The sequence below is a fragment of the Helicovermis profundi genome (assembly GCF_033097505.1).
GTDB lineage: Bacteria > Bacillota > Clostridia > Peptostreptococcales > Acidaminobacteraceae > Helicovermis > Helicovermis profundi.
Genome location: NZ_AP028654.1, coordinates 561,105 through 578,349, shown reverse-complemented (window position 1 = coordinate 578,349; position 17,245 = coordinate 561,105). Strand labels below are relative to the sequence as shown.

Sequence of the window (17,245 nt, the reverse complement as noted above, 5' to 3'; positions counted from 1 at the left end):
TAATCATTTTCTAACAATTGATATTACTTCTGTATTAACAATTTCTATATTTTTGTCACTCCATTCAACGACTTCTAATTCTGGCCACCTATCAGTCCACTTTTGCACCTTATTCATATATATTGCTTCTGTTATTTGTATTGGATTTGCTTTAACTCTCATCTCAAATATATCGCGCAAACCGTACGGAGCATACACATTCCACTTGTTTTTTCTTTCTCTTTGAACTCCAAATGATGTTGAAGTAGTTGGCCAAGTTTTTATTGCATCTTCTAATGATTTATATGTTTCAATTTCATATCCAAATTTCTCTTTATACCACAAATGCACTCTTGCCTGATTTTTCACATCAAGCCATACTGGAAAATTTCCTAATTCTTTTTCAAGTTTTTTCCTAATTTTAGTTTCATCTTCTTCTAGCATATTAGGATTGAAATATATAATATCTACATCTGAAATACCATAATTCTGTGATCTTCCAGTCTCTATATTCCATACATTTTGAGCTAAAGCTCCCGCTCCTACATAATATTCAACAAGTCCAATTTTATCTAAAGCATCAAATACACGAATTAGGTCTTTATTCAACTCAATTATCTCAATTAATTTTTCAACTTCATTTAATTTCGTATTTTTAACTTTCCACCATAATAACTCATCAGTTTCTTTGTATTTAATAGCTCCTACTTTTTCTAACACCCTATGCGAAGAGGTGTTTACTTTGTCAATATCTACAATTACATATTTTGCTCTTGGACTTATGAAAATCCATTTTATTAACTTTTTAACAGCCTCAGTAGCATACCCATTGCCTCGATACTCTTTTTCAATACCGTATTCAATAGTTACTTCACCCATGTCGTTTGGACAACCTTTTATCGTAACAAAACCGACTATACAATTTTTGTCTTTAGAAATAATTGCCCAATTTGTTAGCCACAAATAGTTTCGTTCATCTTCAAGAACTTTTTTTAATCTTACCTTCGTAGCATATTGCATTTCTTCATCCAATTTTCTATCTGTAATAGTTACTCCTAATCTTTTCTCGAGTTCTTGAAAACTTTCTAATGATAGCAATAAGTTTATTGAATCAAGAGGATATAATATTACTCTTTCTGTTTCTAAATTTATCATTTTTCACTTCCTAATCTTTTTTCTCTACACTTAATAGTAGTTTTTTATTTAAATTATTTCCCCAATCAAAGTTGCACCAAGAGACCCACTTGCAATTATTTTGCATTTTTTTCCTACATGTTTCTTAATCATATCATTTGTCATTTTTACTACATCCTTTCTTTTAAGTTTTTATAATTCAATTTATAGTAATTTCCAAACAATACAAAATAATTGCTTGTTGCACAAATAAAAGATTTTCTTTGAATTTATGTCCAACAAAATAATCTGAATTTATTACTTCTTCACTAACTTCCTCGCCTCTAAAAAAAGGAGGACATGGATTTAACATTGAATTAGTCTTTGTTTGCTTCATTCTTTCTAATGTAATTTGGTATTTTTCTTTATATTCATCTATTTTTAATTCATTTGAAAGTGGATCTGTTAAAATTATATCACTTAGAGCTAACACTTGATTTAAATCTGTATAAAACGAATAATTTTTGTCATTTTCTTTAATTTCATTACCACTAACACAAACATGATTTAAATTTAGATTAAGTACCTCTGCAGCTATTCTCCATGAATTCGATATATTTCCATTTTCACCAACAAACGTATAAATTAAAGATTTGTAATTTCCCCTTATTTTACTTATTGAATATAAATCTGAAAGTATCTCACAAGGATGATTCTTTGATGTCATTGCATTTATTATTGGAATTTTGGAGTGTTTTGATATTTCATAAATTTTGTTATAATCTGAATGTCTTATAATAACTGAATCAGCCCAGTTTTCAATATATTTTATTACATCTTCAAGTTCTTCTCTCTTATCAAGAGTTGTCGGTGGAAATAGTATACAATTTCCACCCAAGTCAGTTATGCACTTCTCAAACGAAATTCTTGTTCTTATACTTGATTCAGGGAAAAAAAGTATAAATGATTTTCCTTTCAATAATTCTTGGTTTGGTTTTTCCTTTAATTTATCTGCTAATTCAAATATCTCAATTATTTGTTTCTCATTTAAATTGTTTATCTTCAGTAAATTCATTTTCTATAGCCTCCAAATATTTTTTAAAAATATAATATCTCTGTAGAAACTGCTTCTTAGTTAGTATTTCCAAAAACTTTTTTGCCTCTTCAAATAATGAATTTCACAACTAATTCTATTTTTGCAATCCTTGAATATATTCATTTCTAAGTAATCCCATCAGAATATCATCATAGTATTTACCATTTCTAAATATCTCTTGTCGCAATATACCCTCTTTCTTGAAGCCACATTTTTCGTAACTCTTGATTCCTCTTTCATTGAATGAAAATACTTTAAGTTTTATTTTATTTATATTCATCTGATCAAATATAAATCTAATTAAGATTTTCATAGCATCAGTTCCATAACCTTTACCCCACAAGTTTTTATCACCAATAAATATACCTACTTCTACAACGCTATTTTTCCAATCAATATTATTTATTCCACACCCACCTATATATTCTTTTTCTTTTATTGTTTCAATAGCAAAACTGTATACGTCTTTTGTCGCTGTTATAGTGTCAAACCATTTTTGTTCATCTTGATAAGTATATAAGTATGGAATTCCTGGATGTAACAACATCTTTACTTCTGAATCATTTATAAACTTTTGCGCTTTTTCAATATCATCAATTCTATATTCTCTTAATTCAACTTTTTTTCCAATATACATTTACTATCTCCTTTTTAAAACCTTTTTTAACTCTATAATGTTATTTATTATTAACTAGTTCTTCAAGAATCTGTCAATTACTATTATACACTAAGAAAATCATTTTCAATAATAAATTCAAATTTTAAAATTAATATTTAATCATTTTATAAATATTAACTCTATACGATTTTTAAATATTATGTTGGGTATAAATACTACAACATGTTGCAAGACGTGACTCATGTTGCAATTATATTTTTAGGCGAGTTTCAAATCAATTTATATTCTATCCAAAATAGGGGTGTTATATATGAGAGCTGTTCCAACAAAATTTATTAAAGGTTCTCCAATTTTAGGAGAAACACTTTATAATGCTAGAGGGCAAATATTAGTTAAAAGCGGCGCAACATTAACTGATATCTTAGTTGAAAAAATAAACAGCAATAGAATTTTCACTGTTTATCTGAAAGACGAGCATAGTAACAAAGACATCAATAGAGTCATAGAACAAACACTTAGACTTCAAGGCATAAATTTAATCAAAGATTTATTTGCAAAAGCTATAAATAACGAAGCCAGTTTACTTACTATTCACAACCAATTATCAGAATACGCGGAAGATGTTCTATATGAAACATCTTCTGTAAAAGAGAAACAAATTGAATATATTGATATTAAAAATGTTGACGACTATTTATATAGTTCTTCCTTGAACACTGCTATACTTTCTATGCTAATTGCATGGGAACTAAAAATATCAAGAGATATGGTTAAACAAATTTTTTTAGGAGGTATTTACCACGATATTGGACTAGCTTTTCTTCCTAATGAAATAACTAACAAGTCAAAAGAACTTACTATGGATGAAAAACGTATGATACTTATGCATCCATTAGAAGGCTATAAATTTTTGAAGGATAAAACCTATATTAATGCTTATATTAAAGCAATAACACTTCAACATCATGAACATTTAGATGGTTCTGGTTACCCTCATAGAGTTGATTCTTCAAAAATTAATCGTTATGCTTATATAATTGGAATTGCATATATATATGATGCCATGACATCCGATAGACCATATCGAAAAGCAGGAAGTCCAAAAGAAGCCATAGAATATATTATTGGTACTTCAGGTACTCATTTTCCTAAGGATATTGCAAGTACATTTCTTGATAAAATTGACCCTTACCCAAGAGGATCACTTGTAAAATTAAACGATGGAAGAATTGCAGTTGTAGATCAAGTTCCAAAAGGCTTTTCACTTCGACCTTCAATTAGAATCATATCAAAAATTAATGAAAAATTCGTTTATACTCCAATAAATTTACTTGAACATAATTCAATTATTATTGAATCTGAAGTGTACAATTTTGAATAATAATATGATCCAGTACCTTATAGAGTTCTTTATCCCCCACTTTTTTAAGAAGTGGGGGTATTAGAACTCTTAGGCATCGTACAAATTGAGAACTTTTGTTTTATATCTCGATATTAGATTTCGATATTTAATTTACTTTTCTTCGTTTTTCAAATATTGTTCTGAAAGTTTCTCCATATCTAAATAACCTTGAATATAATATGGATTTATTTCAGAGCCAGTTATTTTTTTTGATATATAAAAATCATCAAAACTCGCATAAATATGTATATGTGCTAGCTTTTCAATGTTTTCTAAATCATCGTTAGTTATTACTTGTTTTTTATGAATCATATTTAAGTAAGCCTTTGTTTCAAATAAATTCACATCAAATTTAGGATTTAGTAATCTTGTTTTTTCAAGAAGAGTATCATACCAAAATAAATTTGTTGACTCTTTTTCTAATGTCTTTTTAAATTCTTTATAACTAAAAATATTTTTTCTATAAAGTTCTACACCATTTTCAATATTATCCATAGAATTATTAATAAAACTACTTAATACTAAATTAGAATACATAAGATTCCTATCAATATTATGGTTTGTTTTTAAAATAAATCCAATTAATTGAATGTTTAAAAGTATTGAAATAGCTAAAAAAATGACAACAATTTGTCTTTTAAATTTCATTTAATTCTCCTTGTATAATTAGGTTAGAAATATTGCTTAAGTTTCTTGCGAATATTCTTACCTAATTCATTTATATTGTTTGTGATTAAAAATAAGTTCAACCACTTAACATACTGTAATTTTTCTATTATAGTTATCTCATAAAGAGTATATGCGTCTTCTCCTTGAATGACTCATTTCTTGAGTTTATATTCGTAACAAAGCTTGCATTATTGTGAGATTCTTTGATTTAGCTGGTTGAATTTCTCTTTGATCATAAATATTATTAGAGAATTATTCGTGTCACTTACAAGGTTAATTGACTCACTAATTATTGTTACTCTTTATTATTTTAAATGGGGGTTATTTTATGTCTAACTATTACCATTTGCCTGTTGTAGGCATTGATGTTGCTGCTAATTTTTCAGTAGTTACTGCTTTAAAACCTAATGGCGACGTATTCCGTAAGAACCTTAAAATTAGCCATACACTTGGGGGCTTCAATAAACTTCTTCTTTTTCTACAAAAAATTGAAGAAGAGTTTAACGATAGTCCCAAAGTATTTTGCGAATCCACGGGAATATATCATCTTACTCTTCTTCATTTTCTTGTTAAAAATCAGATTGATATACATGTAATAAATCCTCTGATAACTAATTCTAACAAGAATTCGAACATAAGAAAAGTAAAAACTGATAAATTAGATTCTCTTTCCATCGCAAAAATTTGTAAATTTGATAATGTAAAGACTTCAACATTCACTAGTGAGGAGTTTTTACACCTTAAACTCCTAGTTCGTGAGTATTACAAAGTTGTTGATTTAAAGGCAAATTTGAAAAAAACTTTCTCAAATAATATTTATATTAACTATCCAGGACTTCAAAATGCATTTGCTAATATAACAGGTAAGACACCTTTAATATTTATTAGAAAATATCCAACACCTAAACATCTTCTTAACGCTGAGCCCAAAGTTGTTATTGAACTTCTAACAAAGTCATCAAGACGTGGTTCTAGTTGGGCTAATAATAAATATAACAAACTTATAAAAATCGCTAATAGTGCCAATATCATTGGTATTACTCCCTTGCTTTTTGAATCTAAAGTAATACGTTTTAGCGAAAGTTTTGATTTTTATACAAATCAACTTAGAAATATTGTAGATGAAATTCACCAATATATTGACAATGCCTCTTTTGGAGAAGTATTTAAACAAAATATTAATCTTCTTAAAAGTTTCAAAGGTCTTGGTGATATAACTGCAATTACTTTGTTAGTTGAAATGGGTGATATTAATAATTTTTCTAAGCCTCAACAACTTGTAGCTTTTTTCGGTGTAGATCCTAGCGTTAATCAATCTGGCAATTTTAGCGGTGATCGCAATAAAATGTCCAAACGTGGTACTGCTATAGGTAGAAGAGCTTTGTACACAGTCGCTCTTGCTTCAATACGTACAAGTAAAAATAAAAAGCCAATAAATCTTGTTTTGTATGAATATTATCACATAGCCCTTGATAAGAAAAAGAAAAAAGTTAAACTTGTAGCTGTTATGAATAAACTACTTCGCTATATTTTTTCAATACTAAAAAATCAAAAACCATATGAAGTTAGAAATCCACTCGTCCACAAAAGGATGTTTTTAGAATCTAAACTTCATAATCCTGTTGCTGCTTAATAAATATTTTTACAGTAAATAATATTGAATGTTCATTTTTACTCGAGCATTATTTAGTATGCTCATTTTTAATAAGAACTTTTTTTATTAAATTACTTGACTATTACTAGCTGGTCTTGTATAATCAACCTCAAATTAAAATTTTTGCGTAAAATCTAATTATTTGATGTTGTAATTAAAATGCTGATGTACAAAATTTTGTCACCAATAAATATACCAACTTCTACTACTCTATTTTTCAATCAATGTTCTTATTACTTAGCATTTCTTCAATATCTGCAATTATTCGGTATAATATCTCTTTTTCTCTATAATTCAACTCATTATTTTCAAGTGTATTTTTTAAAGATTTCGAGTATTCATTTATATCAATGTCTCCTTCATTGTAATAAATCATTGCCATCTCGCTAGTTAGTAAATACATAATTCCATTAATTTTATAAGCATTATATTTTGCTAATTTTTCAGCAAATTCTAATTCTCCAATAGTATTATAAAAATAATAAAGTTTAGATCCGTATGCTTCTGCATATGCCCCATCTAAATTTGAACCATATAGTTTAAATAATTCTTCAATATTTTTTGTTGAAAACACTCGCGTTTCATATTTGTCAAAATTATTTATTGTTAAAGCTGATTCTTTATCTTTCGATTCAATATTCAATTCTTTTTCAGCAATATTATTTTTTAGTTCATCTAATTCTATATTAAGTTTTTCTAATTCCTTAATCATTCGCTTATTATCAGACTTACTAATTTTAAGCTCCTTTTGAACACTATTGTATTTCACAAGATTTTTTTTATCTTTATTAATATACAACGACACAATCAAAAATATCGCCAATATTACAATTACTACTTTTATTTTCATGATTTAACCTCATTTGATAAAGTTTCAAAACTCCTACCAAGACCAACATGATTATGAAAATCTATTTTGCTTATCTATTACTTTTCATCAAGCTTCTTAGCTTTTACTATTAACTTACTCCCTCTAACTTCTCTATATTCTTTTTGAAATTTTCTATGTAGCACTTCGTTAATTGACTCATTATTTATATTCTTACATGCCGTCATTAGCTCGTACTCATAACCTTCAAAAGTTAAAAAGATAGCCCCAACCTTCACTTGTAATACCCGTATAATGAAATAATGGAGCATACCTTCTAATAATTTCCTCAATTTCTATCAATGGTATTTTTACTCCTGCTTTTTCTAAAATTAAAACTTCATCAGTTATTACATATACTTCCGATTGACTTCGTAATGTCAAATATTCTGATGAAACTCCTATAACAATTGAAAATGTTTTAAGCAATGAAAAATCTATTGATGGCATTAGATGGTCTAACAGCATTACAACAATTATAAAAATAAAAGGTCGTAAAATCACTTTTTTTCTATTCAATTGAAACTTCATTATTTTCCACCTCTTTTAATTTTGAATGTAACTATCATATTTTAGAATAAACCTATGGTTTTAAATAACTAAAATTATTTGTCTCTCCATTCGATTAGTTTCTTTTCAACTATCCGTGATTCTTCATCTTTTAATTTTATTGAATAAAATCTTTCTTTCTCAATAAAAGCATTATCAAATCTAATTGTTAATTCAAGTATTTTATGATTTTTTTTCTCAAATATATTATAACTAACAACATCTTTCCAGTTAAATACAAGATTAGACGTAATAATTCCATTTTCATAGATTTCAAAGTTTCTATAAAAACGAATAAAATACACTATAGCGATTATTAATGTAATTAATAAAAGTATTGTTTTCATAATATTATTATCAATTATTCGTATCATAAATACTAACCAAAATCCTAAATATATTAAATTCAATATAGACCATTTGTTTTTTTTACCTCGAAACAATAAAGTTGTAAAATTTTTAATTTTTTTATTGTCATTTAATATTTTTTTAACGTTAATTAAGCTTATTAAGAAAATAACTATCAATATTATAATTTTCGATAAATACAACGTATTTATTTTATCACTCAAAATTACTCTCCTTTTTTATATTGCCTTCTTGATTTGATAATACTAGCTCACTTATAGGCCCTTGTGAACCTCCATTAGCAAATTCTCGATATCTAGATTTTCTAAATTAGGTAGCTAACGTTCTTTATTCTTTTTCTAATTAATAGAACCCAATCAATCCAGTGACCGATAATGTTCCCGCAAAATTCACCCAAAATAAGTTTACATCACCAGATTGACGATACTTAGGATTTTTATCAAATTCTTTCAACGGTCCTATTCTACCTAGTATATATATTAGAACCCTAAAGAAATGAAATATTGTTGCTAATTCTCCGATACGTAAAGAAAAGGCTTTATTGATTTCATTACAATTTTTTAGCCATCGAAAAGAAAAAGTATACAAGCCATGTCTATAATCATTTCTATAATTGTTAACATATTTAACCACATCGATAATATTATTAGTCCCTTTTCAAATATTAACAATTTAACAGTACGAAATAGTAATACACATGCACCAAGAATCATCAATGATGGAAACAACTTTTCTTTTTTTGTCATTCTATCCACATTTCTTATTTGTTTTCACTTCGTTTTATTTTTAACATTCGTTCCCAAAACAAATCACAATGATTCTTATTATGAGAACATGAATAAAATTGGCATATTAACCAATGAAGGATTTTGATTGATCCACTATATACTAAAATTTTTATTTTTATTATTTTTTATACTCATATTCTTATATACAAGTTGTATAAACATAATTAGCATTACAGAAAAACCTATTATTGAAACTAACGTATCATATTTATTATATTGATAAGATAAAGAATGCAACATAGTCATAAACCATAATAGTAACTGTATAAAAAATTGAACAGTATTAAATAATATTAATTTTGTTTTCCTATAATTAATATTGAATATTACAAAATATATAGTTAATAAGCATAATATTATTAAAACATCTTTTTGAAGCATTATAACTGGTATAGCACTTGTAACCATCATTTTATATACTAATATTAACAATGCGAATATGGTTAAACCCAAACTTATAAGTATATCTATTAATTTATCCATGTTTCAACTCTCCATATCAATATAATATTTTACTTTTAAAATAAATAAAAAATTTTTTTCTAACGCCACCAGTTTACGACGTGTTAACTTATGTACTAATATCTTAGATAAATTTCCATTTTATGATGATAATTTACCGGTTTTCCTAATCTCACTATAGTTTTTGCTTTGTTATAAAGTGCAATTTGCTTTCTTTATTATAACTTAAATAGATTTCAATGTAAAACAATAAATGGTATTTAAAAACAACTAATATTACCACAGTCATGTTATGAAAAGAATATTGCTAATAAAATGGACCCTATTCTAACTACTAAAGTAATCATATATACGACAAGGCCAACAATACTTAATGTATAATATAAAAATTGAGTATGTGACATTCTTCGATAAATTGTGGAAATAGACAAAAGTGCTAATAAACTAGGTAAATAGATTCATATATCATTTATTCAACTAATATCCTTTAATCGCAAAGTAAATTAGTTGAACTGGCGTAAGGCAAATTCAACAATTAAAATTCAAACACTATAATTGAAAACTAAAACTTTTTTAATTATATTATTTCCTCTGTCTATTTCTGTTTCTTTTTCTAACTTGTATCCAATTGAATTCCAAAATTTCAAAGCATTTATATTATCTTTTAATACACCAATTCGAATTTTATTAGCATTTTCTTCTTTAACAATATTAACAATTTCTTTATGTATTAATTTTCCTAAACCATTATTGCGTTCACTTGGATCAATCATTAATAATCCTAACATCCATACATTGGAATAAGGATAATCTTTAATAATATTAATTAACCCAATAAGACTATTAGATTTATTGAAGATACCTAAATTAAATTGATCATCATAAGTTTTACCATTTGGCAAAGCTTCAAGAATTTTCTGTGCTGCGTCTGAATCTGCTACACTACCTTTATCCAACAAATAATAATCAGAACAATTATTACATAAGTTCTGGATTTCTTCTAAATATTCATCATTTAATAATCTAAGTGTATAATTTTTATTATTACCAATATTTCTATTACTGATATACATTTTTTTTGTCTCCTTAATATCACAATTTACTGACTTGACTATTTTGCTAAATCAAGATGCTTTTTATAAGCAGTACTTCTACCACCACCTACTTTAATAACAAAATCTTCTTTAAGTTAATTTACAAACAAATCACAATTATTTTAACACGAATATATGAAGAAAACTGGCGTGTTAACATTAGTTTCAAGGGTTTTAGATAACTTCAACATTCTATTTTTTAAATTTTGATAGCGATATATCAACAAAAACACCCATAACAAACAATGTACAAATAATTATTGATATATCGAGAATGCTAGACGTTCTAAATACAATACCCATCATTGAATAAATAAAAATAAAAGTCATTGGAACCGCAATCGTTTTATAAATTTTTAATGCAATCTTATTTCTATTTTCAGGAGTCATTTCTTTCGCTTCTTCATATGTAAATGATGTAATTATGTAGATATGCTTATTCTTTCTAATTTTCGATGCTAGAACAATTGAAACAATGCTCATTTGAATACCTAATAATTTAACAATTACATCGAAAGAAAAAACATGGATCAATAATATAATTTCAACAATACTAAGAATTATATTCAATAATATTGCAACACCTATTGTTTTAATTTTTGATAATTCATTGTAACTTTCAATAATATCACTCATATAAACTCTCCAATACTTTTTAGTTGAAAATTTTGCCCAACTACATTTCCATTCTCGTCTGTTATGAATGTTCCTTTTGATGAATCTAGTATTACATATTGATTTGCCCATGGATCTTGTACCACTGCACATTTTCCAATTTTTATATCAAATGGCTCTACTATCACACGACCACCTGATGATTTTATAATTTCTACTGCAATTTCTACTGATTTGACCATTAAGTCAACTTCTTGACCTTTTCGTTCGTTATGTATTACTATTTCCGTTACGTCATTGTCCATTCCAAGTCCGATTGCTGTCTCTGTTCGCCATATCAAACTCAAGCCTAAGCAATCTCTATAATAGCTTAATCCTTCTTCTAAATCAGGTATATATAGCCTAAAGCAATCAACCTTAGTAAATAAACTGCTAGACATATTTACTCGTTCTATCACATCGACCTCCTAAATATTGTTAGTGCACTCCTTTATTCTCGAATGTTTAGAATAATGCTATTAGTAGTAATCATTTTTTCATTTATAACTCTTACCTCATCCCTCTCTTTTATTACAATGATCACCTTTTCCTCGTGCGAATTTTATTATACTATAGCACTTTAATTGTAACACAAATTATTATAACATTCTATTTTTTTATACAATAAATCATGAGTTACTAACCTCTAAAAACATTCTAATAATTTGTATAAATTTTATTTTATTTACTTGTTTAATTGACAAGAGTCAGTTCAGCCTTAAGAGTTCTAATACTCCTATTTTTATAAGCCTAAGTTTAAAACTCAATTCATAAAGCATACAAAAAAATACTTCAATAAGTTATAGTAGCAATTAATGTATGCATATAACCATTGAAGCATTTTAAAATATATAATTGTATTTTCATTAATACAGCTTTGTCTTTTATTCTAAATTGTTTTTTTAAATAAATTGATGTTAAAATTCATCATTTCCTACTACAGAATATCCTTTGAAAGATATTAACTACACAGCTTTTAATCTTCAACCTTCTTCAAAAAAATATCTTTAAAATAAACTATTATTGAAAGTAAAGCAGCTACAAAGAAAAATTCCACCGAAAATAAAAAACCATGATATATATCTAATTATTTTATTTTCAGAAACTTTTACATACGTAAATTTAAAAAAATATAATATATAAGAATCTTTTAAGCCTAAATTTACTACAAATATGATACAATTGAGTGTAGGCTATTAATAACTAATTTAAGTACTATGAGAGGATTAATAATGAATATTACTACGGTTTCTACCAAGACTAAAAATATTAACAAGCAATTGATTGTAATAATAAAACCAAACGGATACTTTGAAATAGATTGGCAAGAAACCAATGAAATTATTAATCAAAAACATAATGATGCTTTAAAAAAATTATATAGTCAATTTTATATTAACGAATTTGATACCTTACTTCTCCTTGGATTATCAGAAAAAAGAATCAATTTTTCAGAATCGCTAAAATTTTTAAAAAGTATTTCTAATATATTTGTAAAACGTCTACTTCAAAGAGCTGATTTAGAATTTGTTAGAGATAGAATTAAACTTCAAATAAAAGAAGAAGATATTGTAAGTATATTATTAAAAGCTCCATACATAATTGGTATTGAAAACCTTAACAATGATTGGATCAAAAAAATTTGGAAGGAACTTAATATTTCATTTTGCAAGATGATAAAAAACTATAATGGAAGTGTAGAAAATTTTATTATTTCTATTAATCCTAATATTCATTTGGTAGGCCGTATTTTTTTTCATTTGGTTGAAAATGATATTAATAGTAATCTTCCATTTACTTTTTTAGCTACATATTCTGCATATATATCTGAAGATGGAAACGAAAAATATTTACCACTTGAAAATGCACTTACTGAATATAAATATGATGATATAAAGCTAAATGAACTAATTGAACCCTTAAAAATAATAAGTAAAAAAAGTTCTCTTATGTTTGATATGCTCGAAACAAAAGAGATTTTTTTAAAAACAGATTTAGATGAATCAAGTGCTTATACTTTTTTAAAAGAAATTCCGCTTTATGAAGATGCCGGTATAGTTTGTAGAATTCCAAAGTGGTGGAAGAATAATTCTAATTCGTTGAAACTTTCTTTAACTATTGGAAATAATAACATTTCAAGAGTTAGCCTTAGTTCGCTTGTAGATTTCGATGCAAGTTTATATTTAGGCGAAGACAAGTTAAGCTCTATAGAATTAAAAAATTTATTACTCGAAGCTGAAGGATTAACTTTTATTAAAGGAAAATGGGTTGAAGTAAATCACAAAAAATTAAATGAGACTCTTAAAGCATATGAAAATGCAAATAAAATTATACATAACAACACTAGCAATATGAGTATGCTTAGTGCACTTCGCTTTCAATTAGATGCTAAAAAGGAACTCGATATTATTGAAAGTGATTGTTACGTTGAAGTTTCAAATGGTGAATGGATTAATTCTGTTCTATTAAAACTGACACATCCCGATAGTATAGAAAATATAGATAGTGGTATAAACTTTAATGGTACACTTAGACCCTATCAAAAAAAAGGTCTCAACTGGCTATATTTCATGAAAAATTTAGGTCTTGGGGCTTGTCTTGCAGATGATATGGGGCTTGGAAAAACTATACAAGTAATCGCTTTTCTTAATTATATAAAAGATATACAAAAAGAAAAAGCATTAATAGTTTTGCCCGTTTCATTAATTGGTAACTGGACTAATGAACTCGATAAATTTGCACCTAAATTAAAATACACGGTTCTCCATCCAAGTGAAAATAAAAATATAAAAAACTCTATAAATATTTATAATCAAGACTACGATATTTATATAACTTCTTATGGTATGTTAAACAAATTTGAATGGATTAATACAGTTCTTTGGAATACTATAATTTTAGATGAAGCACAAGCAATAAAAAATCCAACCACTCAAAGAACAAGAGCAGTAAAAAAAATAAATGCAAATTATAGAGTTGTAATGACAGGAACACCAATTGAAAACAAACTCACTGATTTGTGGTCAATATTTGATTTTTTAAATAAAGGACTCCTTGGTACAACTAAAGAGTTTTTAAAATTTATTAGTAAATTTGAGAACAGTGATGATAATTATAGTAATCTAAAAAAAGTTATAAGTCCTTTTGTCTTAAGACGTTTAAAAACTGATAAATCAATCATTTTAGATTTACCAGATAAAATTGAAATGAAAACATATTCAAATTTATCAAAGAAACAAACTGTACTCTATAATAACTTAGTTGAAGATTTAAAAAAACAAATAGAAAATTCAAAAGTTGGCATTCAAAGAAAAGGCATTGTTCTTTCTTCAATAATAAAATTCAAACAAATTTGCAACCATCCAGATCAATATCTTTCTCAAAATACTTATCTAGAAGAAGATAGTGGCAAGTTCGAACGACTACGAGCTATTTGCGAAAATATATATGAAAAAAGAGAAAGAGTTATTGTATTTACACAATTTAAAGAAATTACAAATCCGCTAAAAATATTTTTAGAGAGTATCTTTAAACATAAAGGATTAGTAATTCACGGTGGAACACCTATAAAGAAAAGACAAGAATTTGTAGAAAAATTTCAAACTCATGAATATGTTCCTTTTATAGTACTTTCCTTAAAAGCTGGAGGAATCGGTCTAAATTTAACAGCCGCAAACCATGTTATACATTTTGATAGATGGTGGAATCCATCAGTCGAAAATCAAGCAACTGATAGAGCTTTTAGAATCGGACAAAGAAAAAATGTTATTGTCCACAAATTCATAACAAAAGGAACAATAGAAGAGAAAATTGATTTAATGATTGAAGATAAAACAAAATTATCAGAAGAAATTATTTCTAACAATAAAACAAATATAATTACAAAAATGAATAACAAAGAACTTATTGAACTATTTACATTTACTCCGTAAATAGTTCAATTTATTATATACAACTAAATCATCTGATCCGCGCAGACTTTTATAAAGGCATTTACAACATTGGGATCAAACTGCGTCCAAGCGTTTTTAACTATTTCATCAAGCGCTTCTTTTTTACTAAGTTTTTGTCTATATGACCTATTGCTTGTCATTGCGTCATAAGTATCAGCAACTGCCAAAATTCTTGATACATAAGGAATTTCACTTTTTTTAAGTCCACTTGGATACCCTTTTCCATCCCACCTTTCATGGTGGTGAAGTACGTATTTTGAAATTACTTTTAATTCACTTGTCCTAATTAATATATCATGACCTTTAATAGTATGCATTTTTACTTCGTCATATTCTTCATCATTTAATTTTCCTTTTTTATTTAATATATCGACACCAATAAATGTTTTTCCAATATCATGAAGAAGCCCTGCTATATAAATATAATCGTTTTCACAATCTTTACAATCCAACTTTTCAGCAATTAACCTGCTAATATTGGCTACACTTTTAGAATGTCCTTCAGTGTATTCATCATGCATTTCTAGAATATTCGAAACAATAGAAATTGATTCCTCTGAGATTTTCTTTTCCAAACTTATTCTTCTCTTTGTAAATTTATCAATCAAAATAAAAAGAATTAATAAAATAATGCTAACAATAAATAATAAAAAAAGTAAAACATTTCTTGATTTTACTGCACTAGCATTACTATCATTTTTAAGTTTTTTTGCAATATCAATGTTTATAGTTTCTAATTCATTTATATAATTTTCACTAAGTTTTGTTAACCACTCAATTTTAGATATTAATATATCTGCACCTTTATACTCCCTATAGTAAAAAATTTCATTTAATATGTTTTCATACTCGGTGCTTAAAATTTCAACTTTTTTAAGTACTTGGACTTCATCTGATACTAAATATTTGTTCTTATATTCTTTAATTAATCTATTAATTAGTTGAATACTTTCAGCAATAGCTTTCCATTCAGCATTAGAATCATCAACCGTTAAAGAAGATTTTTTTTCATACACCATTTTTTGTAAATTCAATTCCATATAAAATACTTGTTTTTGAATATCAGTTAAAATTTGATTTGGAATATATCTATCTTCGTAAAACGTATTTAAATTATTATTTGCTTTATTAATTGAGCTAATGCCCTTATATGCTACAGCTGTTAAAATAAATAAAATTACAATAGCTATTACAATCAATTTACTTTTTAATTTCATCTTTATCTCCACACCCTTTATACACTTTTCAATAGAATAAACATGTAAATTTTCTTGTTTCAAATCGATTAATTATACCTTTAAAAATTAACCTTTACAATAATTATTTATACATTTTTTTGCTTGATTTCTTAAATAAAATTATTACTATTTGTAATAATTTTATTTTTCTTTAATTATACTTGACAATTATCAATTTTCTATGATAACATCATTATTAAATTAATATGGCTCGGATGAAGGTAGTGGAATTACGAATTAGTAAGACCGTTATTAGACGAACCTCTGGAGAGACTCATTTATGAGCACCGAAGGGGAAAGCTGTTTTTACAGTGAAACTCTCAGGTACAAGGGACAGAGGAAACATTTTATAAAAAGATAATTCTTTTTATACGTATAACGCTTTCTATGAGACTAAGTTTTAGTCTCATTTTGTTTTTTGTACCTTCTTCTGTTTTCTAACACAAAAAGGAGATTTTTATGAATGCATTTATTTCAGTACTAGGAATGGATAAAAAAGGAATTATCAAAGAAATTTCAGCAATTTTAACTGATCACTCTATCAATATTTTAGATATAAACCAAACAATTGTTAATGGATATTTTACAATGGTTATGCTAGTGGATCTTAAAGATATGGTAATTGAGTTTAAAAAACTTAAAAATGATTTATCTATTTCAGCAAAAAAACTTGAACTAAGCATAAAGGTGCAACACGAAGAAATTTTTTCTGCAATGCATAAAATATAAAGGAGGCTA

General features: G+C 26.4%; 18 protein-coding genes and 1 riboswitch. Of the genes, 4 read left to right on the top strand and 14 right to left on the bottom strand.

Annotated features, from left to right (window positions below; translation table 11 throughout):
- Positions 1-3: 3 nt before the first annotated feature.
- The 3 genes from AACH12_RS02520 to AACH12_RS02510 all read right to left on the bottom strand — a co-directional run bounded on the left by AACH12_RS02520 (position 4) and on the right by AACH12_RS02510 (position 2,825).
- Complete coding sequence (locus AACH12_RS02520) at positions 4-1,134, bottom strand: nucleotidyltransferase family protein (RefSeq protein ID WP_338536504.1); 1,131 nt, start codon at positions 1,132-1,134, stop codon at positions 4-6.
- Positions 1,135-1,312: 178 nt separating this feature from the next.
- Entirely contained in the window at positions 1,313-2,167 is an 855-nt protein-coding gene (locus AACH12_RS02515; RefSeq protein ID WP_338536503.1) for an ornithine carbamoyltransferase, read from the bottom strand.
- Between the two features lie 115 nt (positions 2,168-2,282).
- Complete coding sequence (locus AACH12_RS02510; protein ID WP_338536502.1) at positions 2,283-2,825, bottom strand: GNAT family N-acetyltransferase; 543 nt, start codon at positions 2,823-2,825, stop codon at positions 2,283-2,285.
- A 292-nt stretch (positions 2,826-3,117) separates the two neighbouring features.
- Here AACH12_RS02510 and AACH12_RS02505 point away from each other — a divergent pair, with 292 nt between their 5' ends.
- Complete coding sequence (locus AACH12_RS02505; protein ID WP_338537333.1) at positions 3,118-4,188, top strand: HD-GYP domain-containing protein; 1,071 nt, start codon at positions 3,118-3,120, stop codon at positions 4,186-4,188.
- A gap of 132 nt (positions 4,189-4,320) precedes the next feature.
- On the opposite strand, the gene AACH12_RS02500 is transcribed toward AACH12_RS02505, so the two are convergent.
- Positions 4,321-4,857 carry a hypothetical protein gene (locus tag AACH12_RS02500; RefSeq protein ID WP_338536501.1) on the bottom strand — a complete coding sequence of 179 codons (537 nt, stop codon included), beginning with the start codon at positions 4,855-4,857 and terminating at the stop codon, positions 4,321-4,323.
- A gap of 349 nt (positions 4,858-5,206) precedes the next feature.
- Here AACH12_RS02500 and AACH12_RS02495 point away from each other — a divergent pair, with 349 nt between their 5' ends.
- Entirely contained in the window at positions 5,207-6,511 is a 1,305-nt protein-coding gene (locus AACH12_RS02495; protein ID WP_338534762.1) for an IS110 family RNA-guided transposase, read from the top strand.
- Between the two features lie 238 nt (positions 6,512-6,749).
- Here AACH12_RS02495 and AACH12_RS02490 read toward each other — a convergent pair whose 3' ends face one another.
- From AACH12_RS02490 to AACH12_RS02450, 9 genes are all read right to left on the bottom strand, one after another.
- Positions 6,750-7,382, bottom strand: coding sequence for a hypothetical protein (locus tag AACH12_RS02490; RefSeq protein WP_338536500.1), 633 nt, complete (start codon positions 7,380-7,382; stop codon positions 6,750-6,752).
- A 77-nt stretch (positions 7,383-7,459) separates the two neighbouring features.
- Positions 7,460-7,588, bottom strand: a complete 129-nt coding sequence (locus AACH12_RS02485) for a hypothetical protein (protein ID WP_338536499.1) — start codon at positions 7,586-7,588, stop codon at positions 7,460-7,462.
- 19 nt (positions 7,589-7,607) lie between these two features.
- Positions 7,608-7,931, bottom strand: a complete 324-nt coding sequence (locus tag AACH12_RS02480) for a hypothetical protein (RefSeq protein ID WP_338536498.1) — start codon at positions 7,929-7,931, stop codon at positions 7,608-7,610.
- Between the two features lie 74 nt (positions 7,932-8,005).
- A complete protein-coding gene (locus AACH12_RS02475; protein WP_338536497.1) occupies positions 8,006-8,521 on the bottom strand; it encodes a hypothetical protein in 516 nt (171 codons plus the stop codon).
- A 357-nt stretch (positions 8,522-8,878) separates the two neighbouring features.
- Entirely contained in the window at positions 8,879-9,064 is a 186-nt protein-coding gene (locus AACH12_RS02470; protein ID WP_338536496.1) for a hypothetical protein, read from the bottom strand.
- A 135-nt stretch (positions 9,065-9,199) separates the two neighbouring features.
- Complete coding sequence (locus tag AACH12_RS02465; RefSeq protein ID WP_338536495.1) at positions 9,200-9,589, bottom strand: hypothetical protein; 390 nt, start codon at positions 9,587-9,589, stop codon at positions 9,200-9,202.
- 521 nt (positions 9,590-10,110) lie between these two features.
- A complete protein-coding gene (locus tag AACH12_RS02460) occupies positions 10,111-10,641 on the bottom strand; it encodes a GNAT family N-acetyltransferase (RefSeq protein WP_338536494.1) in 531 nt (176 codons plus the stop codon).
- Positions 10,642-10,854: 213 nt separating this feature from the next.
- Positions 10,855-11,298, bottom strand: a complete 444-nt coding sequence (locus tag AACH12_RS02455) for a hypothetical protein (RefSeq protein WP_338536493.1) — start codon at positions 11,296-11,298, stop codon at positions 10,855-10,857.
- Complete coding sequence (locus AACH12_RS02450; RefSeq protein WP_338536492.1) at positions 11,295-11,735, bottom strand: VOC family protein; 441 nt, start codon at positions 11,733-11,735, stop codon at positions 11,295-11,297. Before AACH12_RS02450 ends, AACH12_RS02455 begins: the two co-directional genes overlap by 4 nt.
- 813 nt (positions 11,736-12,548) lie before the next feature.
- On the opposite strand from AACH12_RS02450, the gene AACH12_RS02445 reads away from it, so the two are divergent.
- Positions 12,549-15,248 (top strand): DEAD/DEAH box helicase, encoded by a 2,700-nt coding sequence (locus AACH12_RS02445; protein ID WP_338536491.1) that lies wholly within the window; start codon positions 12,549-12,551, stop codon positions 15,246-15,248.
- A 23-nt stretch (positions 15,249-15,271) separates the two neighbouring features.
- Here AACH12_RS02445 and AACH12_RS02440 read toward each other — a convergent pair whose 3' ends face one another.
- The gene (locus AACH12_RS02440; RefSeq protein WP_338536490.1) at positions 15,272-16,486 is read right to left on the bottom strand and encodes an HD domain-containing phosphohydrolase; all 1,215 of its coding nucleotides are present in this window, start codon (positions 16,484-16,486) and stop codon (positions 15,272-15,274) included.
- 275 nt (positions 16,487-16,761) lie between these two features.
- Positions 16,762-16,854, top strand: a riboswitch (glycine riboswitch).
- Between the two features lie 112 nt (positions 16,855-16,966).
- Between AACH12_RS02440 and AACH12_RS02435 the strand changes: the two genes are divergently transcribed.
- On the top strand, positions 16,967-17,236 hold the full coding sequence (locus AACH12_RS02435; protein ID WP_338536489.1) for an ACT domain-containing protein: 270 nt from the start codon (positions 16,967-16,969) through the stop codon (positions 17,234-17,236).
- The last annotated feature ends 9 nt before the right edge of the window (positions 17,237-17,245 follow it).